24 protein-coding genes and 1 pseudogene are annotated in these 22,319 nt (G+C 46.8%); all 25 read left to right on the forward strand.

All coding sequences use genetic code 11. The annotated features are described in order from the left end of the window. The first annotated feature begins 57 nt into the window (after positions 1–57). Positions 58–1,416, forward strand: coding sequence for a sugar transferase (locus MTP36_RS03235; protein WP_249253551.1), 1,359 nt, complete (start codon positions 58–60; stop codon positions 1,414–1,416). Beyond that, a complete protein-coding gene (locus MTP36_RS03240; protein ID WP_249253553.1) occupies positions 1,416–2,240 on the forward strand; it encodes a glycosyltransferase in 825 nt (274 codons plus the stop codon). The genes MTP36_RS03235 and MTP36_RS03240 overlap by 1 nt, the downstream gene beginning before the upstream one ends. Next, a complete protein-coding gene (locus MTP36_RS03245; protein ID WP_249253555.1) occupies positions 2,230–3,267 on the forward strand; it encodes an acyltransferase family protein in 1,038 nt (345 codons plus the stop codon). The genes MTP36_RS03240 and MTP36_RS03245 overlap by 11 nt, the downstream gene beginning before the upstream one ends. 44 nt (positions 3,268–3,311) lie before the next feature. Beyond that, positions 3,312–3,488, forward strand: coding sequence for a hypothetical protein (locus MTP36_RS03250; RefSeq protein WP_249253557.1), 177 nt, complete (start codon positions 3,312–3,314; stop codon positions 3,486–3,488). Positions 3,489–3,520: 32 nt separating this feature from the next. Continuing rightward, positions 3,521–4,807 carry a glycosyltransferase family protein gene (locus MTP36_RS03255; RefSeq protein ID WP_249253559.1) on the forward strand — a complete coding sequence of 429 codons (1,287 nt, stop codon included), beginning with the start codon at positions 3,521–3,523 and terminating at the stop codon, positions 4,805–4,807. A gap of 14 nt (positions 4,808–4,821) precedes the next feature. Continuing rightward, positions 4,822–5,634, forward strand: coding sequence for a hypothetical protein (locus tag MTP36_RS03260; RefSeq protein WP_249253561.1), 813 nt, complete (start codon positions 4,822–4,824; stop codon positions 5,632–5,634). A 12-nt stretch (positions 5,635–5,646) separates the two neighbouring features. After that, positions 5,647–6,855, forward strand: a complete 1,209-nt coding sequence (locus MTP36_RS03265; protein WP_249253563.1) for a glycosyltransferase — start codon at positions 5,647–5,649, stop codon at positions 6,853–6,855. Positions 6,856–6,862: 7 nt separating this feature from the next. Next, positions 6,863–7,999, forward strand: coding sequence for a hypothetical protein (locus tag MTP36_RS03270; protein ID WP_249253565.1), 1,137 nt, complete (start codon positions 6,863–6,865; stop codon positions 7,997–7,999). After that, complete coding sequence (locus MTP36_RS03275) at positions 7,996–9,201, forward strand: glycosyltransferase (RefSeq protein WP_249253566.1); 1,206 nt, start codon at positions 7,996–7,998, stop codon at positions 9,199–9,201. Before MTP36_RS03270 ends, MTP36_RS03275 begins: the two co-directional genes overlap by 4 nt. Then, on the forward strand, positions 9,173–9,715 hold the full coding sequence (locus tag MTP36_RS03280; RefSeq protein WP_249253568.1) for an acyltransferase: 543 nt from the start codon (positions 9,173–9,175) through the stop codon (positions 9,713–9,715). Before MTP36_RS03275 ends, MTP36_RS03280 begins: the two co-directional genes overlap by 29 nt. Then, on the forward strand, positions 9,712–10,992 hold the full coding sequence (locus tag MTP36_RS03285) for a flippase (RefSeq protein WP_249253570.1): 1,281 nt from the start codon (positions 9,712–9,714) through the stop codon (positions 10,990–10,992). The genes MTP36_RS03280 and MTP36_RS03285 overlap by 4 nt, the downstream gene beginning before the upstream one ends. A 24-nt stretch (positions 10,993–11,016) precedes the next feature. Next, positions 11,017–12,063 carry a polysaccharide biosynthesis protein gene (locus MTP36_RS03290; protein WP_249253572.1) on the forward strand — a complete coding sequence of 349 codons (1,047 nt, stop codon included), beginning with the start codon at positions 11,017–11,019 and terminating at the stop codon, positions 12,061–12,063. Then, positions 12,056–12,622 carry a PglD-related sugar-binding protein gene (locus MTP36_RS03295; protein WP_249253574.1) on the forward strand — a complete coding sequence of 189 codons (567 nt, stop codon included), beginning with the start codon at positions 12,056–12,058 and terminating at the stop codon, positions 12,620–12,622. Before MTP36_RS03290 ends, MTP36_RS03295 begins: the two co-directional genes overlap by 8 nt. Before the next feature lie 11 nt (positions 12,623–12,633). Continuing rightward, the gene (locus MTP36_RS03300) at positions 12,634–13,830 is read left to right on the forward strand and encodes a polysaccharide biosynthesis C-terminal domain-containing protein (protein WP_249253575.1); all 1,197 of its coding nucleotides are present in this window, start codon (positions 12,634–12,636) and stop codon (positions 13,828–13,830) included. A 33-nt stretch (positions 13,831–13,863) separates the two neighbouring features. Beyond that, on the forward strand, positions 13,864–15,051 hold the full coding sequence (locus MTP36_RS03305; protein ID WP_330220868.1) for a UDP-N-acetyl glucosamine 2-epimerase: 1,188 nt from the start codon (positions 13,864–13,866) through the stop codon (positions 15,049–15,051). Between the two features lie 146 nt (positions 15,052–15,197). Then, positions 15,198–16,583: a phosphoglucosamine mutase gene (gene glmM / locus MTP36_RS03310; protein ID WP_249253577.1), complete on the forward strand. Its 1,386-nt coding sequence runs from the start codon at positions 15,198–15,200 to the stop codon at positions 16,581–16,583. Positions 16,584–16,796: 213 nt separating this feature from the next. Then, positions 16,797–17,156, forward strand: a complete 360-nt coding sequence (locus MTP36_RS03315) for a hypothetical protein (RefSeq protein WP_015536669.1) — start codon at positions 16,797–16,799, stop codon at positions 17,154–17,156. Then, positions 17,143–17,682 (forward strand): hypothetical protein, encoded by a 540-nt coding sequence (locus MTP36_RS03320; RefSeq protein ID WP_249253579.1) that lies wholly within the window; start codon positions 17,143–17,145, stop codon positions 17,680–17,682. The genes MTP36_RS03315 and MTP36_RS03320 overlap by 14 nt, the downstream gene beginning before the upstream one ends. A 119-nt stretch (positions 17,683–17,801) precedes the next feature. Further along, positions 17,802–18,578: a hypothetical protein gene (locus MTP36_RS03325; RefSeq protein ID WP_249253581.1), complete on the forward strand. Its 777-nt coding sequence runs from the start codon at positions 17,802–17,804 to the stop codon at positions 18,576–18,578. Between the two features lie 188 nt (positions 18,579–18,766). Continuing rightward, the gene (locus MTP36_RS03330; RefSeq protein WP_249253583.1) at positions 18,767–19,048 is read left to right on the forward strand and encodes a hypothetical protein; all 282 of its coding nucleotides are present in this window, start codon (positions 18,767–18,769) and stop codon (positions 19,046–19,048) included. Continuing rightward, the gene (locus tag MTP36_RS03335; protein WP_249253584.1) at positions 19,048–19,755 is read left to right on the forward strand and encodes an ImmA/IrrE family metallo-endopeptidase; all 708 of its coding nucleotides are present in this window, start codon (positions 19,048–19,050) and stop codon (positions 19,753–19,755) included. The genes MTP36_RS03330 and MTP36_RS03335 overlap by 1 nt, the downstream gene beginning before the upstream one ends. Positions 19,756–20,282: 527 nt before the next feature. Continuing rightward, on the forward strand, positions 20,283–20,543 hold the full coding sequence (locus tag MTP36_RS03340; protein WP_249253586.1) for a hypothetical protein: 261 nt from the start codon (positions 20,283–20,285) through the stop codon (positions 20,541–20,543). Between the two features lie 33 nt (positions 20,544–20,576). Next, positions 20,577–20,843: an N-terminal phage integrase SAM-like domain-containing protein gene (locus MTP36_RS03345; protein WP_249253588.1), complete on the forward strand. Its 267-nt coding sequence runs from the start codon at positions 20,577–20,579 to the stop codon at positions 20,841–20,843. 192 nt (positions 20,844–21,035) lie between these two features. Continuing rightward, positions 21,036–21,551, forward strand: coding sequence for a helix-turn-helix domain-containing protein (locus tag MTP36_RS03350; RefSeq protein ID WP_097776410.1), 516 nt, complete (start codon positions 21,036–21,038; stop codon positions 21,549–21,551). 125 nt (positions 21,552–21,676) lie between these two features. After that, a pseudogene (locus tag MTP36_RS03355) lies at positions 21,677–22,126 on the forward strand (replication initiator protein A); the annotation flags it as partial. Positions 22,127–22,319 lie beyond the last annotated feature (193 nt).

A 22,319-nucleotide genomic window follows, 5' to 3' on the forward strand; every position in this document is an offset into this window, starting at 1 on the left:
TCGGAGAAGTTACGTGAGTCGTAAAAAGAAAATCTAAAGGAGTTATTGGAGAGGATTATGTCAAAGTTTCAGCATGATGTAATGTTGCGGATTGTAAAGATCTTGAATGTTCTGATGATCGAGCTGCCGTTTGCGGCCTGCTGGTTCCTGTACTACTCGCACCAGACCTATGCAAATCTGGAATGGAAGGGTCATTTTGCGATTTTAGGCCTGTTTTTTATCCTGTACATTGTACTCGGTAAAATCTACGATGCGTTCTGGATGTCGATGCAGCGGGTCTCGGAGCTGGTGTACGGCCAGATCCTTGGCGCGATGGCAACCGATGGTATTTTGTACATCGTGATCTGCCTGATGTCCGCAAAGCTCTGCAACCTGTTGCCGGGTATTGCGGCAATTGTGGGGCAGCTGGTGATGGCTGCGATCTGGGCATCTTGTGCACATAAATGGTACTACAAGACCTTCCCGCCGCAGAAGACAGCAGTTGTCTACGATGTACGTCATGGTATGGAAAAGCTCATCAACGAGTACGGTCTGAGCCAGAAATACGATGTGCAGGTTACCCTGAGCGTGTCGGAGTGTCTGGCAGACCTGAGCATTCTGGACGGTATGGAGACTGTTTTTGTCAGTGGTGTTCACAGCCATGAGCGAAACATTATTCTGAAACACTGCGTAGGGAAGGGCATCAATATGTTCGTCATTCCCCGTGTTGGTGACGTTATCATGAGCGGCGCATGGCCGATGCATATGTTCCATCTGCCGATGCTGCGTGTCGGTCGCTACATGGCAAGCCCGGAGTTCCTGTTCATCAAGCGCGCGATGGACATTGTAATCTCACTGCTGGCACTGATCATCTTGAGCCCGCTGTTCCTGATTACAGCCATTGCGGTCAAATCCGATGGTGGTCCCGCCTTCTATAAGCAGGTACGTCTGACCAAAGACGGCAAGCAGTTTGAGATTTTGAAGTTCCGCTCTATGCGTGTGGATGCGGAAAAGGATGGTGTGGCACGTCTTTCTACTGGCGACAAGGATGACCGTATTACAAAGGTCGGTCATATCATTCGCGCTTGCCGTCTGGACGAGCTGCCCCAGTTGCTGAACATCCTGAAGGGTGATTTGTCTGTTGTGGGCCCTCGTCCGGAGCGCCCGGAGATCGCCGCACAGTACTGCGAGGAGATGCCGGAGTTTGCGCTGCGTCTGCAGGCAAAGGCGGGGCTGACCGGCTATGCACAGGTGTATGGTAAGTATAACACCACCCCCTACGATAAGCTGCAGATGGATTTGATGTACATTGCGCATCCCAGCCTGATCGAGGATTTGAAAATCATGCTAGCAACCGTGAAAATCCTGTTTATGCCTGAAAGCACGGAAGGTGTGGCAGAGGGGGCGACTACGGCGATGGGGCAGGAGACGAAGTGATGCAGAATTACAGCGTTTTAATGTCTGTTTATCACAAAGAAAAACCGGAATATTTGAGACAGGCAATAGAGAGCATACAAGCGCAGACGCTCTCCACAAATGATTTCGTGCTGGTATGTGATGGACCTCTGAACGAACCATTGGATAGCGTAATCGCAGCGAAGCAACAGGAGATGGGTGAATCTCTGAATGTTGTCCGCCTCGCGAAGAACGGTGGACTTGGCAACGCACTCAATGAAGGCATCAAGCATTGCAAAAATGAGCTGGTTGCCCGGATGGACAGCGATGACATCGCTTATCCGGATCGATGTGAAAAACAGATCGCTGTGTTTAACACACATTCGGAGGTGAGTATTTGCTCCGGTATCGTGGAGGAGTTTACTACTGATCCGCACACAGTCGATACAAGGCGTGTGCCGCCCGAGACAAATGCGGAAATCGTAGAGTTTGCAAAGAAGCGCAATCCGTTTAATCACCCCTGCGTGATGTATAAGAAATCCGCAGTCGAGGCAGTTGGCTCCTATCAGGATTTCTATCTTCTGGAGGATTATTACCTCTGGCTCCGGATGCTGATGGCAGGATATCAGGGTTACAACATTCAAGAGCCGCTGCTCCATATGAGAGCTGGCTCGGATATGTATTTAAGAAGAGCCGGTTGGAAATACGCCAAGACGCAGGCCAAGTTGTTCAAATTTATGAAACAGCAAGGCTTTATTGGAGAAGGACAGTACATAAAGAGCTGCGTGATTCGCAGCGGGTCGGCGCTGGCTCCCAACTGGCTGCGGAAGTTTATGTTTGAGAGGGTATTAAGGGATGCAGGCTAAGACAGAAAACCGAAATCAATTTGTGGATGTCATGCGTGGCATAGCGATGCTTCTGGTTGTTCTGCAACATACAATGAGTGGATGTACGGTCGGAGCAGAAAACACATTTGTGTTTAATATTGCATGGTCCTTGCAGATGCCGTTGTTTATCTTGATTAGCGGATATGTAACGAAATATAGCCGCCCAATCTCTGATGGTAAGGGGCTGTGGAAATATGTGAAGCGTAGAACGGTTGCTTATATGCTGCCGTGGGCTGTATGGAGTTTTTTGGTTAGAGGTATCATTTTTGGAGAGGATAGTTTCCTAAACGTTAAGCATCTCCTGTGGAATATGGATTCAGGTTATTGGTTCCTTGCAACGATTTGGACGATTAGCATGATTTTTGGCATTGCCTCTTTCATTGCAGAGCGGGTGAGCAAAGAAAACCTGCTGCAGAAGCAGATCGTACTTCTAGGGTGCTACTTAGTGGGAATGGTTCTGCTGGTTGGAATTGGCGCAATTTTAGGACTTTCGTTCTTTGCAATCAAATTGACGCTCTATTATATGCCTTTCTACTATGCAGGGTTCTTGTATGGTCAGTTTGATGACAGGATGAAGGAATCTGAGATTGGCAAAAAGATGATTGATAGTATAGTCGCAATCTGCTTTGCGGTGTGGCTGTTCATTATTCTTAGATTTCCGCTTTATGAGATGTCGGATGGCAGCTTTGCGATTATCTTGCGTGCGGCAACATCGTTGGCTGGATGTATTGCAGTATGTGGTCTCTGTAGGGGAATCTTCTCCAGTAAAATCGGGGGGGGGGGTACTCTTGCATGGGTCGGAGAGCACTCGTTGGAAGTGTATCTCACGCACTATCTGCTTCTCAGCTTGATCAAGTCGGACAAAGTGCCGATTGTGTACAGTCCGGTGGGGCTGGGCCTGGTTCTGGTCAACTATGTGATTACGGTAGCACTTACTGTGATGGCAATAGTGATGATGAACCCAAATGCCGTGCTGAGCTTTGTATTAACCGGAAAGAAAAAGTAAGGGGGTTTTTCTTTTGGGCAGGAAAACAAAGCTTAGAAATTTACATGATGCATGGTCTGCTTCTCAATATCTTCAAAAGCAGTGTTGCAATCCAATTTAGCAGTATTGAAGGGTATTTACTGACTGCCGGAAACTTCGCCCTGACAGTAGGGCTGTGTGCAGTAGTTATCCGTCTGCTCGATCAAAATGCCGTACTCAAGAAAGTATTAAATATTCGATAAAAGTTCAAAGGAGAAACGATATGCATCCGAGAGTGCTGATCGTAGGAACGGTTCCATATAACACAAAATCAACGTCACGCGCTTTTGATGCGTACTTTCACTATTGGGAGAAAGAGAATATTGCACAGATATTCTCTAATACAAAGAAGCCGTGCAAGGGGCATTGCGAGACGCTTTTCCAGATTACAGACCATCGTATCTTGCAGCGGTGGATGGGGAAGAAAGTCGATACTGGCGTAATTTATCATTATGATGAGCTTGACACCGAGTGGAAAGACAATGATTTGGAACTCGGAAATGCAAAAGCAGAAGCTGCCTACAAGTTCGGTGGAAAGCATACGCCTCTTACACATTTGCTCAGGGGAATCCTCTGGCGTAAGAGATTCTGGTGCACGGAGAAGCTAAATAATTGGCTAGATGACTTCAAACCAGAATGCGTGTTTCTGGCTTTTTCGGACGACTATTTTATCCCGCAGATTGCAATGTATGTCGCCAAGAGATATAACGTGCCAATTATCTCCTGCATTGGCGATGACTATTATTTCAATGTGGAAAAAACGCTGAATCCGATCTATCACCTTTATAAATCGACCTACAAGAAATTGATTGACAAGGTTCTGGCTTGGCCGGGTAGTGCGATTTACATCAGCGACAAGATTCGGGATAAGTATAATTCGGAATTTGGACTGGACGGCGAAACGGTTTATTTGACTTCTACGGTTCAGCGTAAACCGTTCAGCGTAATTAACAAAGATTGCCCGGTTATTACTTACTTCGGAAATATCGGTATGGGACGCAACAACTCCCTGAACGATATTGGCTACGCCCTTGGAAAAATCAATCCAGAATATATGCTGGAGGTTTATTCCAACGAAAAGGACGAGCAGGTCTATTCTGTATTCAAGGACAATAAAAATGTCAAATATATGGGTTCTGTGCCGTACACGCAGGTTCAAAAGCGCATGGCAGAAAGCGACATAACTGTTATTGTAGAGGGATTTGAGGAAAAGGACATCAACCTTTCACGGTATTCACTCTCTACGAAGGCAGCGGACGCATTGGCGAGTGGTGCATCCATTCTAACATATGGCTCGCTAGAAAGCGGCATCATTGAGTATATGCAGTCAACGGATGCGGCAATGGTTTGTACGGATAAAGCTAAATTGGTGGATTCGATTACACAGCTGATTTCTAATCAGGAAATTCAAAAGAAATACTACGAACAGGCGATTGTGATGACAAGAGAGCATCATAATCTGCAGGCTAGCTGCAAGACCTCAGAAAATGTGGTTGCAAAGGCAATCCAACATATGAAATAAGTGGCAGAGGATACATGGTGATGGAGAACAACTTTTCAATTATTATTTCGACGTGCGACAAGTTTTCGGATTTGTGGGATGCACATATTTTGCTTTTGAATCAGAATTGGGCAGACCGAAACGTGGAGACGTTTTTAGTAACCGATAAACCCACTGATCGTACTTTTGAAAATGTAACAGTGGTGGCAGCAGGCGAAGGCACGGAAATAACGGAACGTCTGAGAGCAGTGATGCCGCTGATTAAGACAGAGTATGTTCTCTTTACCTTGGATGACTATTTCCTGACGGAAAGGATTTCGACTCAGGCGGTCAACGAAGATATTCAGATCATGGAAAAGCATCAGATTGATTATCTGCGTCTGTTTGTTATGACCATGAAGAGTCTGAGAAACAGAAAAGCTGAGGAATTGGAACAGGGTATTTTTCTGCTGGACAATCATGCAGGCGATTACATTGTCAGTCTGTATGCGGGCATCTGGCGTAAGGATTTCATGGAAAAGACACTGACAAAAACGTTGAATGCCTGGCAGTATGAGGTTGCGTTGACGAATATGGCACGACAGCTGAATGCCCGTTGCGCAGATAGCCGACGCGGGGAATTCCCTATTCTTGACGTGATTCGTAAGGGAAAGGTGCTGACGAAGGCACGCAAGTATTTCGATGGGAATCCTATTTATAAAGGTGACCGAGAGGATATGCGAGTTAAAGATGAATGGATGCTTGAATTCCGGACGTGGCTTCGTGAGTGGCTTCCGAAGCCGCTGTTCAATCTCTCAAAAGCAATCATGAGGCGTAGAGGATATACATTTTTTAGCGATAACCAGTGAGAGGTACGAGGGATGCGTATTGTGCAGATTAACGGTGGGGCAAAAGGAAGCACCGGAAAAATCATGATGGGGATTGCCGAGGTAGCAAGAGCGCAGGGTCACGAGGTAATGTGTGCGTCGCCTATTACCACAACGAACCGTGATGCAGGTGAGGACTGCGGCTATTATCGAATCGGAACATTTAATAGTCGTCGGTTAAATGTTGCGCTTGCCAGAATCACAGGATTCAATGGGTGCTTCGCATGGTTTGAGACATATAAACTTTTGAAGAAGATTGATGAATTCAAGCCCGATATTATTCATCTGCACAGCCTTCATAATTCATATATTAATTTGCCAATGCTATTTTCGTATATAAAGAAGCATGAAATTCCGGTTGTATGGACTCTGCATGATTGCTGGGCGTTCACTGGACAATGTCCACATTTTACAATGGCAAAATGTGATAAATGGAGAACAGGTTGTTTTAATTGCCCTCAGTATAAAGAATATCCAGAAGCATTGTATGATAATACAAAGCGAATGTGGAGGTTAAAGAAAAAATGGTTTACTGGGGTAAAAAATTTGACTGTTGTTACTCCGTCAAAATGGCTGGCGAATCTTGTGAATGAATCTTATTTAAATGAATATCCAGTAAAAGTTATTAACAATGGCATCGATTTGCATGTATTTAAGCCAACAGAAAATGAATATAGGAATAAGTGGGGCGTTAAAGAGGGACAGAAAGTTATTTTGGGAGTTTCATTTGGCTGGGGAGTAAAAAAAGGTCTGGATTGCTTTATAAGATTGGCGTCTGAACTGGATGGAAATCTGTTCAAAATTGTTTTAGTTGGAACGGATGAAAAAATTGATAAGAAGTTGCCCGCTAGTATAATAACAATTCATAGAACGCAGAATCAAAAAGAACTTGCAGGCATTTATACCGCAGCAGATGTTTTTGTGAATCCGACCAGAGAAGAAGTTTTAGGATTGGTGAATGTTGAAGCACAAGCATGCGGGATACCTGTGATTACATTTCGCACTGGTGGAAGCCCTGAGTGCATTGATGAGAATTCGGGTGTAGTGGTTGATTCTTATGAAGAAATGTTAGAAGCAATCATAAATAATAACTGTGCGGACGTTAGCCGAATTACATGCATTAATTCTGCTTGCAGATTTAGTGAAAAGGTGAAATATGGTGATTATATAAAATTATATAGTGATATGGTAGGAGGTTTTTAAAGTATTAATGGTTGAAAAACATGCGCTTCGAGAATTTAAGGTATCTTTCCATGACATCCAACTGTTTGCGGCGTTCTTATTCTTTCTGCTTATTCCATTAAAAAACACTGGAATTATCCACTATGTGATTTGGCTTGGTGTTATTGCAACAACAGCAAATATCGCTTTGACGATTTACAATAACGGCGCAAAAAGAAAATATATAGTATTGTTTTTTGTACTTCTCATTGATATTGTTGTGAGTCTATTTACAACGGATGAACCGTTTGAAAGTGGATTGCTTTATGCCATAGTTTGTTATTTTTCATTATTTTGGGTTATAGCATTAAATAATACTTTTTTGCAGAATAAAAAAACGATTGATACAGTATATAGATTTGGAATACTAAGTGGATTGCTGTTCTCTGCTTATTCACTAATGCCGTTTGCATATTATAGAGATAATAATACAGTTTCACCGACGCTTACATTGTATTTTGGAAACAGTAATCTTGCAGGAATTTATATTTTTGCGGTAATTTGCATTGTCATGATTTATCTAAAAAATGCAAGGAAAAAAGCTTTCGTTGTTATACTTGTTACGTATTTGTTGTATTTACTATGGATGACAGGCGCAAGAACATGTATGATTGCGGCTATATTTGTAGTTGCAAGTGCAATACTGCCTATAAAAATTAGAATTCCCAAAATGATTGTGGCTCTATGCTTTGCATTTCCAATATTGTTCGTTCCAATGTATCTGATGCTATTTAGAAGTGGATATGCTGACCTAATGATAATGGGCAAGTCACTATTTTCAGGTCGTCAAGGAACATTTACTGACTACCTTTCTTTGTTACGTACTAATTTTCAATGGATAGTTGGAAATTTAGGCGAGGCGAGCTTTGCTAATGCCCATAATGCACCGTTGGCACATCTTTGCTCTACAGGTTTATTGGGAACAATACTCTTTTATGGGATGATGCTTAAAAAAACCTTGGCGTGTTGTGAAAATGATAATCCAGTTGCACGGACTGCTTTGATTTGTATTTTGGGGTTGTTTATTCAATCCAGTGGAGAAGCAAGTATTTTTCTGGGAGGATTTCCGGGAATAGAGTTTGTTTATGTGCTTTTCTATCTGGCGGGAAGGAAGGAGCCTTTATGAAAACTGTAATGGTTTCTAATTTTATGAATCATCATCAGCTTCCTTTCTCACATGGAATTTTAAGTCAAGATGGTGTGGAGTATACATTTGTTGCCTTAGAAGCGATTCCGCAAGAGAGACTTGATATGGGGTATGAGGATATGAATCACAAATACCCGTTTGTGCTTTGTGCCTACGATTCTGAGGAGAAAATGCATCAGGCCGAAAAACTAATTGATGATGCAGATGTAGCGATATACGGCTCATGCCCGGATAGTCTGATTGTGCGCCGCACGAGCAAAGGAAAACTGTGCTTTAAGTTTAGCGAGCGCTACTTTAAGGAAGGAACGGGGTTGTTGCAGATCCCGCACAATTTTGCGAGTGCGTGGAAGCATTTGAAACCGTTTGAAAAGGGACCGTTGTATTTCTGCTGTAGCAGTGCCTATACTTCTGCGGATTTGAATTGCTACACAAATTTTAAGAGAAGAACCTTTAAGTGGGGGTATTTCCCGGAGACCAAAAAATATGATGTCGCTGAATTGATGAAGCGAAAGCTATCGGTTACGTCAGCAGGATGGAAGCATCCTCAGGCTTCAATCCTATGGGCTGGCAGGCTTATAGGATGGAAGCATCCGGATGCTTCCATCGAGTTGGCAGCATCGCTTAAAGAAAAGGGATACTCCTTCAGAATGAGTGTTATCGGCAATGGAGAGATGGAAGCGCAGCTCCATGAAATGATTCGGAGCAAAGGCGTAGAAGATTGCGTAGAAATGCTTGGCGCAATGTCTCCGGATGAAGTACGTGCTCATATGGAAAGAGCCGATGTGTTCCTGTTTACCAGTGATTTTAATGAGGGATGGGGAGCCGTTTTAAATGAATCGATGAACAGTGGATGTGCGGTTGTTGCAAGCCACGCAATTGGCTCAGTGCCTTTCTTAATCAAGGATGGCGTAAATGGTCTGATTTACGAAAACGGGAATCAAAAGCACTTTGAAAAACAGGTCTGTAGATTGTTGGACGATGACGCCTATAGAAGAAAGATGGGCGAGAATGCTTATGCCACGATTTCAGATACATGGAATGCACAGGTGGCATCCGGGCGATTTGTTGAATTAGCAAGGGAAATCATCAAAGGCAACACGGCGCAGACTTTGTTTGAAGACGGTCCCTGCAGCAGCGCAGAAATATTGGATAATGGATGGTATCATGCAAATGAATCTTAAAAGAATGCTGCATTTAAATGGCATCAAGAGAACGCTAAACCTGTTTTTGATTAACCATGTATTTGTCGGAACGAAACCGCTTGCGTGCAATATGAAACGAAAATTGCTCCGTGGAATCGGGTGTCCAGTCGGAGACGGGACGACAATAGTTGGCCCTATTGAATGCAAAGGTACCATTGCGATTGGAAATAATTGTTGGATTGGAAAAAACTGTAAGGTCAATGGAAACGGTACAGTCCAAATTGGCGACAATTGTGATCTTGGTCCAGAGGTTACGTTTCAAACGGGCGGGCATGCAATTGGAGATAGAACCCGAAGAGCCGGTGAGGGCGAGATTTATCATCAGGTGATTGGAAACGGAACATGGATTGGAGGTAGAAGTACGATTTGCAACAATTCAACTGTAGGTAATGGCTGTGTTGTAGCTGCTTGTGCGTGTGTGGTACATGATGTACCGGATAATACTTTGGTTGGTGGTGTTCCGGCAAAAGTCATTAGGAGTCTAGAAGTATGAAGATACGAGATTTACTGAGCAGTAAGGTGACAAGAAATGCAAGCTGGATTATTGCCGGACGGGTATATCACATGCTGCTTGCGTTTTTTGTTGGATTACTTACGGCACGATACCTGGGACCAAGCAATTTCGGACTGATTAATTATGCTGCAACATACACATCTTTCTTTGCATCATTCTGTACGCTTGGAATCAATTCGGTTATCGTAAAGAATTTTGTGGATCATCCCGATGAGGAAGGCGAAACCGTTGGATCGGCGATTGTCCTTAGAACGGTTTCCAGCGTCTTATCAGTACTTATGATGGTGTGTATCACGCTGATCGCTGATAAGGGAGAGACTACGACGCACATTGTGGTGTTTCTCTGCGGCATTGGTGTGGTTTTCCAAGTGATGGACACCCTGGACTATTGGTTTCAATCAAAACTTGAATCGAAATACTCTGCTTTTGCGACGGTAATATCATATACGGTTGTTTCCGCTTATAAAGTGTGGCTGTTGGCAACAGGAAAAAGCGTAGAATGGTTTGCCATTTCGACTTCTATCGACTACATGGTGGTGGCTGTTGTCCTTCTTGTCATGTATAAAAAGCACAACGGCCCTCAGTTTAAGTGCTCAGTACGCAAGGCAAAAGAATTATTCTTTAGTAGCTATCACTTCATTTTAGCTGGCTTGATGGTTTCGATTTACGGCAGTACGGATAAGTTCATGCTGAAACAAATGTTGAATGAGTCGGAAGTGGGATTTTATTCAACGGCAGTTTCACTGTGCAATACATGGGTGTTTTTGCTGACTGCAATAATTGATTCTCTGTACCCGGTTATTTTGCAGTCTTTCGATAATAAGAAGCTGTTTGAACGCAAGAATAAGCAGCTTTATGCAATTGTGTTCTATGTGTCTGTGGGTGTTTCACTTCTCTTTTCGCTCTTGGCGTCTCCGATCGTGAGTATTTTGTATGGTGACGCATACGTCCCAGCTGCAGCTCCGTTGAGAATCATTACATGGTATACGGCTTTTTCCTATCTGGGGGTAGCCAGAAATGCATGGGTCGTTTCTTACAGTAAACAAAATTATCTCAAATATTTGTATATCGGAGCAGCAATAACAAATGTATTGCTGAATGCAATTATGATTCCCTTGTGGGGAGCGTCTGGTGCTGCGTTGGCATCGTTGCTGACGCAAATAAGCACAATCCTTTTGTTTCCGGCCCTTATAAAAGACTTGCAGCCAAATGTCAAACTGATGATTGATGCAATTCTTTTGAAGGATGTTTTTTGATAAAAGATTGGGAGGAAAATTAAAATGTCTGCATTTGATAACGCAACCCTTATGATCACTGGTGGTACTGGTTCTTTTGGTTCTACCGTTCTGAAGCACTTCTTGGATTCTGACCTGAAGGAGATTCGTATCTTCTCCCGTGACGAAAAGAAGCAGGACGATATGCGTCATGAGCTTCAGGCCAAGCACCCTGACACTGCTAAGAAGGTCAAGTTCTACATCGGTGATGTCCGCAACCCCCAGTCCATCCGTGACGCAATGCCCGGTGTTGACTACATCTTCCATGCTGCCGCTCTGAAGCAGGTCCCGTCCTGCGAGTTTTTCCCCATGCAGGCGGTTCAGACCAACATCATCGGTACTGATAACGTCTTGCACGCTGCAATCGATGCAGGCGTTAAGCGTGTCGTCTGCCTGTCCACCGATAAGGCAGCTTATCCCATTAACGCCATGGGCATCTCCAAGGCTATGATGGAGCACGTCATCTATGCCAATGCCCGTGTAGCTGCTGAGCGTGGTGGCACGACCATCTGCTGCACTCGTTACGGCAACGTTATGTGCAGCCGTGGTTCCGTTATCCCTCTGTTCATCGACCAGATCAAGGCGGGCAACCCCATCACCATCACTGACCCCAACATGACCCGCTTCCTAATGAATCTGGACGAGGCTGTGGATTTGGTCTTGTTCGCTTTCCAACATGCAAATCCTGGTGATTTGTTCATCCAGAAGTCTGATGCTTCCACCATCGGCGATCTGGCTAAGGCTGTCCAGCAGTTGTTTGGTGATACCGGCACGAACATCATCGGCACTCGTCACGGCGAGAAGCTGTTCGAGACTCTGATGACCCGTGAGGAGCGTCTGCGCAGCCAGGATATGGGCCATTATTTCCGTGTTGCTGCGGATAACCGTGACCTGAACTACGATAAGTTTGTCGTCAACGGCGAGGTACATACTATGGCAGACGAGTCCTACACCAGCCATAACACTACCCGTCTGGATGTGGAAGGCACTGTTAAGAAGATCCTGACCACCGAATATGTCCAGAACGCACTGAAGGGCATCCCGAATGTCTAAAGAAAAGTTGCTGCTGGTTGGAGCCGGTGGCTTTGGCCGCATGGTGGCTGAACAAGCGATGATAGAATATAACTGTGCCTTTGTAGACGATGGGCAACCTGTGGGCACTGACATCTGTGGCATTCCGGTGGTTGGCAGTCTTGCTGATTTGCCGGAGCTGCGGAAGGAGTACGGCTTGCTGGTGGTGGGTATCGGCAACAATCGGTTCCGGGCACAGGTGTATGAGAAGGCGAAAGCCCTTGGCTTTGCTTTTCCCAATATCGTTGCGCCAAGCGCCTACATCAGTCCATACGCAAAGCTGGGCTGTGGCTGCGTGGTGCTGCAAAATGCCTGTGTCCAGAATGGTACGTCCGTTGGCAACGGTGTTCTGCTGAATGCCGGAACGGAAGTCCACTGTGATGCAGCGGTAGGGGACTACGCCCTGATTTACACCAACAGCGTCATTCGCACTGGTGCGACTGTGGGCAACTTTACCCGCATTGGCAGCAACTGCACCATCTGCAATCATGCAACTGTGCCGGATGGCGCAGATATTCCGGACTGCACCGCAGTACACTAAGAGGTGAGAGAATGAACATTCTAGTCACAGGTGCCAAGGGCATGGTGGGGACCGCCCTGTGCAATAACCTGAAAAACATCCGGGATGGGAAGAACAAGACCCGCCCGGCATTGAATATTGAAGAAATCTACGAGTATGACCTGAACTCCACCCCGGCGGAGCTGAATGAGTACTGCCGTAAGGCAGACTTTGTGTTCAATCTGGCTGGTGTGAATCGTCCGGAGAATCCCGAGGATTTCATGAAGGGCAACTTCGGCTTTGCATCCGACTTGCTGAACTGCCTGAAAAAGCACAACAACAAGGCAACTATCATGCTATCCTCCTCCATTCAAGCCACGCTGGCAGGCCGCTTTGGCAACAGCGAGTACGGCCGCAGCAAGAAGGCTGGCGAGGAGCTGTTCTTCCAGTATGCTCAGGAGACCGGGGCAAAGGTGGCTGTCTATCGCTTTGTGAACCTGATGGGACACAGCTGCCCCAAGTACAACAGTGCTGTCAGCACCTTCTGCTGGGCAGTCGCCAATGACGAGCCCTTCACTGTCAACGACCGCAGTACCGAATTGGAACTGCTGTACATCGACGATTTGGTAGAGGGAATGTTCGACCTGCTGGAAGGCAAGGAGCAACACTGTGAGTTTGACGGTGTGGAAACCGTTCTGAAGACCGATGGCCGCTATTGCTGTGTTCCTGTGACCCACAAGGTCACGCTGGGCGAAATCGTGGATCTGCTGCAAGAGTTCAAGGCACAGCCGACTACGCTCATGATGCCGAAAATGCCGGACGGCTCCTTTGCTAAGAAGCTGTACTCCCTGTATCTGACCTATCTGCCCACCGACAAGTTCAAGTACGCCCTGAAGATGAACGTGGACAACCGTGGCTCCTTCACCGAGTTGGTCCATACCGCCGACTGCGGACAGGTAAGCATCAATATCTCGAAGCCCGGCATTACCAAAGGGCAGCACTGGCACAACTCCAAGTGGGAGCTGTTCATTGTGGTGGCAGGTCACGGACTGATTCAGGAGCGAAACATCAACACCGGCGAAACGGTGGAGTTTGAGGTTTCCGGGGATAAGATCGAGGCTGTCCACATGATTCCCGGCTGGACCCACAACATCATCAACCTGTCGGAGACGGAGAATCTGGTGACGGTGATGACCTGCAACGAATTTTTTGACCCGAACCATCCGGACACCTTCTTCGAGCCGGTGTAAGAGAAAAATACTGGTTGACGTTAGGAGATTTTTATGGAACACAATTTTACATGGAAAAATGATGGACGCACCAAGGTCATGATCGGCTGCGGCACCCGCCCGGAGATTATTCGTCTGGCAGCTGTCATCAAGCGCTGCCGGGAATATTTTGACTGCTGCGTGGTCTATTACAATCAAAACTGGGACAGAAACCTCTCCACCGTGTTCTGGGAGGATTTCGAGCTGAAAAACACCTTCGGGGAGTATGGCCCGGACATTCTGGTGCCAGTAGTGGGCGAGAATCTGGGTGTGACCTGCGGAAACATTCTGGGGCGCAGCTATGAGCTGCTCAGCGAGTTGCAGCCGGAGGGCTATCTGGTGCTGGGCGATACCAACTCCTGCCTGTCTGCCATCTCTGCGAAGCGGTTGCACATTCCGTTGTTTCACATGGAGGCCGGCAACCGCTGCAAGGACGAGTGTCTGCCCGAGGAGACCAACCGCCGCATCGTGGATGTGATTTCTGACGTGAATATGTGCTATTCCGAGTTCGCCCGGAAGTATCTGGCAGATACTGGCCTACCCAAGGAGCGCACCTACCAGACCGGCTCTCCCATGGCAGAGGTGCTGCACATGAATCTGGAGAAGATCCAGAAAAGCGACGTGCTGGAGCGTCTGGGACTGGAGAAGGACAAGTACATTCTGCTGTCTGCCCACCGTGAGGAGAACATCGACTCTGAAAAGAACTTCATGAGTCTGTTTACTGCCATCAATGCGCTGGCGGAGAAGTACGATATGCCCATCCTGTATTCCTGCCATCCCCGCAGCAAGCATCGTCTGGAACAGAGTGGCTTCCAGCTGGACCCTCGCGTCCGGGTCAACGAGCCACTGGGCTTCAACGACTACAACAAGCTGCAAATGAACGCTCTGGCAATCGTCTCCGACTCCGGCACGCTGCCCGAGGAGTCTAGCTTCTATCTGTCTATTGGTCATCCCATCGCCGCCGTGTGCATCCGTACCAGTACGGAACGTCCTGAGGCACTGGAAGCCGGCGACTTCATTCTGGCTGGTATTACCACACGGGAGCTGCTCAACGCCACCGATATGGCCATTGAGATGAAGCAGAAGGGCGTTCTGGGCAAACCCTGCCCCGATTATGTGGACGAGACCGTGTCCATGAAGGTGGTTCGTATCATTCAGGGATATGTGAATGTGGTCAATAAGATGGTGTGGAGGAAGTACTGATTATCTACACAACGGCCATGCATCAGCATGGCTGTGCTGCTCAAATGTGCTACCTCTCCGTGGTGAGCAGCAGGCAACGGATAATTATCCGGCTAAAGGCACATTTCTATTCGTCAATTCACTCTTTGGATGAGGAAAAAACTATAATGGGAAAGTATTTTGGAACCGATGGCTTCCGTGGAGAAGCTGGAATTACTCTGACTGCCGACCACGCCTACAAGGTTGGCCGTTTTCTGGGCTGGTATTATAACGCTCTGCGTGAGCGTAACGGCAACAACGAGCCTGCCCGCATCGTCATCGGCAAGGATACCCGCCGCAGCTCTTATATGTTCGAGTATAGTCTGGTTGCTGGCCTGACCGCTTCCGGTGCAGATGCTTACCTGCTTCATGTCACGACCACCCCGTCTGTGGCCTACATCGCCCGTGTGGATGACTTTGACTGCGGCATCATGATTTCTGCCAGCCACAACCCCTACTACGACAACGGCATCAAGCTGATCGACTGCTACGGCGAGAAGATGCCCGAGGAAATCCTGTTGCTGGTAGAGGACTACATCGACGGAAAGCTCCATGTGTTCGACAAGGACTGGCCGGAGCTGCCCTTTGCTCACCGGGAGCACATTGGCTGCACTGTGGACTATGTTTCTGGTCGTAACCGCTACATGGGCTATCTGATCAGCCTCGGTATCTACTCCTTTAAGGGTGTCAAGGTCGGTCTGGACTGTGCCAACGGCAGTTCCTGGAACATCGCTAAATCTGTGTTCGATGCTCTGGGAGCTGATACCTACGTCATCAATGCACAGCCCAACGGCACCAACATCAACAACAATGCGGGCTCCACCCACATTGAGGGTCTGCAGAAGTTCGTGGTAGAGAAGGGGCTGGACATCGGTTTTGCCTATGATGGCGATGCTGATCGTTGCCTGTGTGTGGATGAAAAGGGCAATGTCATCACTGGCGACCATATTCTGTACATCTACGGCTGCTACATGAAGGAGCGTGGCAAGCTGCTGACCAATACCGTCGTTACCACGGTCATGTCCAACTTTGGCCTGTATAAGGCCTTTGATGAGAAGGGCATCGGCTACGCCAAGACCGCAGTGGGTGACAAGTACGTCTATGAGTACATGGCAAAAAATGGCTGCCGCATCGGCGGTGAGCAGAGTGGTCATATTATCTTCAGCAAGTACGCCAGTACGGGTGATGGTATCCTGACCAGTCTGAAAATGATGGAAGTAATGCTTGCCAAGAAACTGCCCATGAGCAAGCTGGCTGAGCCTTTGAAGATCTACCCGCAGGTTCTGGAAAATGTCCGTGTGACCGACAAGAAAGCTGCACAGGATGACGAAGCAGTGCAGGCAGCAGTCAAGGCCGTAGCTGAGGCACTGGGCGATACTGGTCGTATTCTGGTGCGCGAGTCCGGCACTGAGCCTCTAGTGCGCGTGATGGTAGAAGCCCCTGATCATGACACCTGCCAGAAGTACGTGTCGCAGGTCGTGGAGGTCATCAAGAACAAGGGCTACGCTGTCTGAACGTAACTTGATAAAGTATACGGACTAATGTATATTTCACCTGTGCTCTTGAAAACTAGTTTTTAAAGGGTTATATTTGAACCGTGGGAAATTTCTCACGGTTTTTCCGCTCGAAACTTTGCACACCTCTACGCGGTGAGCGGCAGGCAACACAGTAAAAGGTGCTGTGGCGAAGATGCAGATATTGTATTTTATGAATTGGAGGAACACAGCATGAGACACTTCGATGAGCTTGATAAGCGTCTTGATTACATTGAGTTCCGGCAGGAACTTTTATTTGAAAACACTGATTTGACCAGATTGCTTTTTGAATATGAAATTGACCGTAAACAATACAAAAAGATTATGGATTTGATGGAGGCATACAGAAAAAAGCTGGATAATAAGGAAAGTGTAAATCATGGCACATTCGAGACGGAGATGTTCCGAATTGTTCCTGAGTGTCATGAAGATTACCACATGTGTGAATATATTGCTAGAGCGTTTATGGATGAACACCGTTGGGAAGAAGTTTTTCCGGCTCTGTATGGAGATATGCCAAAATATAAATTTTTAAAGAGTGAAAATGGGTGAATGGTTAATGGCTTTTTTTGGCTTCTCTCAATTCAAAACATTTTGGAATTGGATTGGGTTGGCTGCGGATCTATTTGGAATTATGGCTTTAGCGATAACGATTTGGCAGATTATGCAAGTTAAAAGCAAAGTGAATTCTTCTATAGATGCCATGAATGAGCTGAAAAGACTCCAAGAGCAAGAGCTACTTAAAAAGATTTTTAAAGAACTAGAAGGTCAGCAAGAAAACCTGAATTGGCTATTAGAAAAACATGGACAGAGTGGATATCGGGGGACAATATTCGAAGAAAAAAATGCAGTGATAGTAACAACTTTAACACATTGCGTTAATGAATTGCCAATCAAATATAAGGAAATCTCTGACCCAATACGGTCAACGGTACTAGAACTACGCAGTTATAATGGTGAAGGTAAAAAGCATCTCGAAGAAGCAGAGGGCTATTTGTACAGCGCAATACAAGCCGTTAAAGTAGCGGAAGAACAGTTTTCGGTAGATAATATAAAAATGATTGCGCATTCGGACTAACCAGCAAAAAATGTGAGACAAGGTGTTAGCGCCGTGTGGACTGAAATCCAGAAGTTCACACGGCATATTTTTGAGCACGATATATAGTTTATGACGGAAATAAAATGAGGTGAAAATCAGTGAGTAATACACGCGCGCGCAAGCCCGGCGGTGGGCGGAAGCCATCAAAGCCAGAGTACAGTGCAGCCAAGAACCTGGCACAGCAGATGAAAGCAGCTGCTGACCTATATATGGATAAAATGAGCCTGCAAGCCACCGCAGATGCCCTGTCCCTCAACCCTATCAAGGTTCGGAAGCTTCTCATCACAGCCGGGGTCTACGAGTCGGACACGGCAAAGCTCGTCCAGCAGACCTTTAATGCCTTCAGAGAAACACAAAGCTATTCTGCTGCTGTCACTTCCACTATGTCGGCTTTGCAGCTGTCCCGTCCCTCTGTGACCTCTTATCTGCCGTATGAGAAAGGCGTGTACTTCCCGGAGGAAGCTGAAGCGGCGAATATCAGTGCAGGTGCAGAGAGACAGCGTCACTATCGAGCGGTGGTTGCGCTGAAGAAGGATCCCTGCGAAGTAAATCTCTGGAAGTGCGTGGTGGCTTTTCGGGGATACAAGTTCAAGACGATGTCCGGCTTGCCCTTTACCTATACGCTGAAGAAGGGCAGGGGCGATGAGTTCACCAAGGAGCTGTGGATCGACCGCAGAGAGGACAGCAAGAGCCTTGCGTGGAGCTCCGTGATGCTGGCGTATCATAATATCGGTAAAATCGGAGAGGTAGTGGACAGACCCAAGGCTCTGGGAGATATCCGGGGTGTGTCGTATATCTATGGGTTGTTCTACCGCTTTGGCCTGATCGACGTGCCGGACAAGGCTAAGGAGAAGATGGGAGGAAAGAAACACTAACGGTTGTGACGGTGTTGTGATGCGCGAGTTGCGCAAAATCAACAGAGCTTCGAAAATATTTTCGTAAATTTGTAGTTGATAACTAAAACCGATCGCAGTATAATCGAGTCGTAAACACCAATTTGGTGTGAAAAATCCAAATTAAACCACCGCAAATACAACCTAAAAAATGAGAAGGAGGCCCCTCGATGCGTGATGACAACAAGCTCCACCGTGAAAAGAGATACGTTGAAGTGGACGTTCGCTTTACACCTGATGGCAAGATCCGCCCTCTTGCCATCAACTACGACAAAAGCCATATCTATGGAATCGACCGTGTTTTGGCTGTCAGGCGTGGCACATCGCGCCTTGGCGGGAAGGGGCAGTGCTTCACCTGCATGATCTGCGGGCAGAAGCGGAATCTCTGGCTTGAACAGGGCAAGTGGTTCGTGGAAGCCTACTGCTCTGTGCCGGAAAGCTGTGTTTCGTAATGGCAAGGTACTTATCCCACGCAGACTTTTCGCGCATAGCGGGTAAGTATATCGACCAGTACTATACCTGCTTCGGGATCAGCAAAGATGACCCGTCACCTATTAACCTAGAGCAGTTTGCAAGTTCTGTTCTTGGGCTGAATGTGAAAATGCTGCCGCTGTGCAGCGATGGCAGCATCCTCGGGTTGACCGTTTTCCAGAAATGCAGGTTTACTGTGATTTTGGAGGATGGGACAAAGCTTGTAGAGGTTTTTATGCCGAGGGACGTTGTAATCGATTCCGCCCTTGCGGCAGACAGCTGCACCGGATGCCGGAATTTCACGATAGCGCATGAAGCGGCACACCATATTCTGGCTGACCTGTTCCCGAACGACTACGGAAAAGCAGTCAAGTGCCGTGGGCACATTGCCTATCGGGAACGAAACGGACAACCCTCATGGGAGGAATGGCAGGCAAATACCCTTGCGGCAGAGCTGCTGATGCCAACATTTCTGGTCAACGCTGAAATAGAACGGGCAGCGCTGTGCCTGCCGAATGGAATCCTGTACCAATCCGCATCTGACCCGAACTATGAAAAAATTCTGGAGATGGCTGCGCGGATGGGAGTATCGTGGTCTGCTATCAGGATCAGACTACAACAGGTGCAGGTCATAAAAGGAAAACCCATCCACTGCCATCCATTGGACATCGTCCGTTTTGGAGAATAAATATGATTCAGTCAAACAATCGCTCTTTTAAAAATAAACCACTAAACAATATACAGCAGGCGCAATTCAGCATCGGCTGGAGGTTTTGTCCTGTTTGCGGTAATAAGCTATACAAAAAAATTGATGGGTGTTCCGGCACACTGCAAGTAAAATGCAGTAAGTGCAAGGAGACCCTGAGGCTTGACCTGGCGTTCAGACGCCGGTGATTTTCCAGTCATTTTAACAAATACGGGTGCATTGCACCCTGAATATGGACTGTTCGCTCCGAGCAACGGGCCATTGCCGCAAGGCAATGTATGAAACGCGCACCAAATAGCCGGGCAACAGCTGATAGAGTGATTCTACTTTTAGAACCGCTCTGTTAGTTGGTTGTCCGGCTATTTTTTTAGCCTTCAGGTAGCCTGCTCCCGTAAAAAGGAGCAGGCTTTATGTTTGTCCGGTTTTCGTGGATGCCCCAAGCGGCGAAATATCCGTAGCCTTCCAAATTTTCGACTTTTCACGACTTATCGAAAATTTGGAGGTTACACATGAGTTTCAATAATGGTAATGAACGTCGCAAGCTGAACGCAAAGTGGGAGCAACTCCGTGTGCAGTACCGCGAAGCCGGAATGAGCGAAGAGGCAATTCAGGCGATGTATGAGTTTGATCTGGGCGTCCTGAACAGTGAACGCGCCTATGATGCCAACACGGTGGCAGTCTGTGATGGCGAAAATGACGTTGACGCAAGGAAAGCAATGGTACCCGGAAAAGACCATTGCCCTTTACATATAGTGTTTTCTTTTAAATAATTGACATATTGAACTGGAAAGGAGAGGACAGGAATGAGCGAGATCGCAGCCTGCACTTTGATTCAGGAAGCGACCGTACAGCAGCTTCTGGATTGGCACAGGGAACTGACCGATGCCCTTCAGTATGCCGTTGACAGTAACTGGCTGAAAACGAACCCCGTCAAGACGGTTGACCCCTGCCTTGATAACTCCCCGGTACTTTTCAACGATTTTCTCATGGACTGGTTGAAAATGATGAAGTCCCGCGTGGCAATCACGACCTATGCAAACTACGAGATCGTCATCACACGCCGCAGATAAAAAACAAAACTCCCCCAGACAAGCTGAGGGAGCTTCTTTTTATGCCGGTGGTGGGGGTCTCCCGCGCACTGAGCGACAGCCCGCAGGGCTGATCGCTCGCCCTGCAAAGCAGGGCCGTGCTGTTCGACCCGCTCACACGCCGCAGATAAAAAAGAAAACTCCCCCAGACAAGCTGGGGAAGTTCTCTTTTTTATGCCGGTGGTGGGGGTCGAACCCACACGTGTTATTAGCACAAGGGATTTTGAGTTTTTATCCTCATCTTCCATCTGGTGTCATCCAGTGATATCTAGTGATATCTGGTTCCCACTGTGCAAAGGAAAAATTCACGCCTCAACGAACAATAATTTGAAATATCCACGATTTTTCGATGCGTTTTTCCTCTACTCTGTTTTTTCGGTTTGGACCGCCCAAATGGAAATTGGAGGGATGTTCAGGAGGGATGCAGGGCAAAACGCTCCTCTGCTTAGGCACAAAACGAAAGGAAAGTCAAGGATAATGAATCAAAATCAAGCAAAAGAGTATTATAAAAAATTATTTGTGAACTATCCTGATGTGCTGTCTGTCGAAGAAGCAACAACTTTACTCGGTTTCAAAAGCCAGACTGCCATCATCAGAAGAATCCATCAACATAGAATTCGCTGCCTGAAAGTCGGACGATCTTTCATGATTCCGAAAGAATATCTCATCGACTATCTTTTGGATAGCTAAATTATATAGCCATTATATTACATAGCGCACCACTTTTCAATAAGAAAAGAGTGCGCTTTTTATTTTCAAACGAAAGGCGGTTGATTTTTTGAACACAAGCTGGAGCAAAACGTTGAAAAAGCCACATGACCCTTGACTACTTTTACGGACAAGCCGGAGAACTGTTTTCATTCTACCGCATTCCCAAGGCTCTTTTTCAGGAGCCACGGTTCCAGAGTCTGTCCACCGATGCAAAAACCCTGTACGGCATCCTGCTGGACCGCATGAGCCTGTCTGTGAAAAACGGCTGGCTGGACGAGCAGAACCGGGTGTTCATCATCTTCACGATAGAGGATGTCAAGAGGGCGTTGTGTTGCGCAGACAACAAAGCGACCAAGCTGCTCCGGGAACTCGAAAAGTTTGGTCTGATTGAACGAAAACGCAGAGGTCTGGGAAAGCCAAGTTTGGTGTATGTGAAGAACTTTTCGGCAGAATCGTCAAAATCAATATTCCAAAATCGTGATTTTCACGATTCTGGAGGCTTCAAAAACGCAAGTCAAGACCCTTCAAAATCACGATGTAATAAGACTAAAGACCTGCTAATAAAAGTCAAGTCCCAAAACAAGAAAATTCGCTAACCGACCGCTGCCCATGACAAACAGTATTCAAATGCTGGTCAAAACACAGCGAGGGCGACGGAGGGGATAGCAAAGCAAGCCCAGCCAGCCCTCGCAAAATCAGGATAGCATTTGAATGCTTCGGTTTGTCAAGGGTTCGCTGCGCCAGCTA

The organism is Faecalibacterium sp. I4-1-79 (assembly GCF_023347235.1).
GTDB classification, from domain to species: Bacteria; Bacillota; Clostridia; order Oscillospirales; family Ruminococcaceae; genus Faecalibacterium; species Faecalibacterium tardum.

Coding starts and splice junctions, on each gene's coding strand:
- MTP36_RS03350 (WP_097776410.1), top strand. CDS start 21,036: ATGCCGGTGGTGGGGGTCGAACCCACACGTGTTATTAGCACAAGGGAT.
- MTP36_RS03285 (WP_249253570.1), top strand. CDS start 9,712: ATGAAGATACGAGATTTACTGAGCAGTAAGGTGACAAGAAATGCAAGC.
- MTP36_RS03290 (WP_249253572.1), top strand. CDS start 11,017: ATGTCTGCATTTGATAACGCAACCCTTATGATCACTGGTGGTACTGGT.
- MTP36_RS03235 (WP_249253551.1), top strand. CDS start 58: ATGTCAAAGTTTCAGCATGATGTAATGTTGCGGATTGTAAAGATCTTG.
- MTP36_RS03330 (WP_249253583.1), top strand. CDS start 18,767: ATGCGTGATGACAACAAGCTCCACCGTGAAAAGAGATACGTTGAAGTG.
- MTP36_RS03240 (WP_249253553.1), top strand. CDS start 1,416: ATGCAGAATTACAGCGTTTTAATGTCTGTTTATCACAAAGAAAAACCG.
- MTP36_RS03265 (WP_249253563.1), top strand. CDS start 5,647: ATGCGTATTGTGCAGATTAACGGTGGGGCAAAAGGAAGCACCGGAAAA.
- MTP36_RS03340 (WP_249253586.1), top strand. CDS start 20,283: ATGAGTTTCAATAATGGTAATGAACGTCGCAAGCTGAACGCAAAGTGG.
- MTP36_RS03295 (WP_249253574.1), top strand. CDS start 12,056: ATGTCTAAAGAAAAGTTGCTGCTGGTTGGAGCCGGTGGCTTTGGCCGC.
- MTP36_RS03335 (WP_249253584.1), top strand. CDS start 19,048: ATGGCAAGGTACTTATCCCACGCAGACTTTTCGCGCATAGCGGGTAAG.
- MTP36_RS03345 (WP_249253588.1), top strand. CDS start 20,577: ATGAGCGAGATCGCAGCCTGCACTTTGATTCAGGAAGCGACCGTACAG.
- MTP36_RS03270 (WP_249253565.1), top strand. CDS start 6,863: ATGGTTGAAAAACATGCGCTTCGAGAATTTAAGGTATCTTTCCATGAC.
- MTP36_RS03315 (WP_015536669.1), top strand. CDS start 16,797: ATGAGACACTTCGATGAGCTTGATAAGCGTCTTGATTACATTGAGTTC.
- MTP36_RS03300 (WP_249253575.1), top strand. CDS start 12,634: ATGAACATTCTAGTCACAGGTGCCAAGGGCATGGTGGGGACCGCCCTG.
- MTP36_RS03275 (WP_249253566.1), top strand. CDS start 7,996: ATGAAAACTGTAATGGTTTCTAATTTTATGAATCATCATCAGCTTCCT.
- MTP36_RS03305 (WP_330220868.1), top strand. CDS start 13,864: ATGGAACACAATTTTACATGGAAAAATGATGGACGCACCAAGGTCATG.
- MTP36_RS03245 (WP_249253555.1), top strand. CDS start 2,230: ATGCAGGCTAAGACAGAAAACCGAAATCAATTTGTGGATGTCATGCGT.
- MTP36_RS03260 (WP_249253561.1), top strand. CDS start 4,822: ATGGTGATGGAGAACAACTTTTCAATTATTATTTCGACGTGCGACAAG.
- MTP36_RS03280 (WP_249253568.1), top strand. CDS start 9,173: ATGGATGGTATCATGCAAATGAATCTTAAAAGAATGCTGCATTTAAAT.
- MTP36_RS03250 (WP_249253557.1), top strand. CDS start 3,312: ATGATGCATGGTCTGCTTCTCAATATCTTCAAAAGCAGTGTTGCAATC.
- glmM (WP_249253577.1), top strand. CDS start 15,198: ATGGGAAAGTATTTTGGAACCGATGGCTTCCGTGGAGAAGCTGGAATT.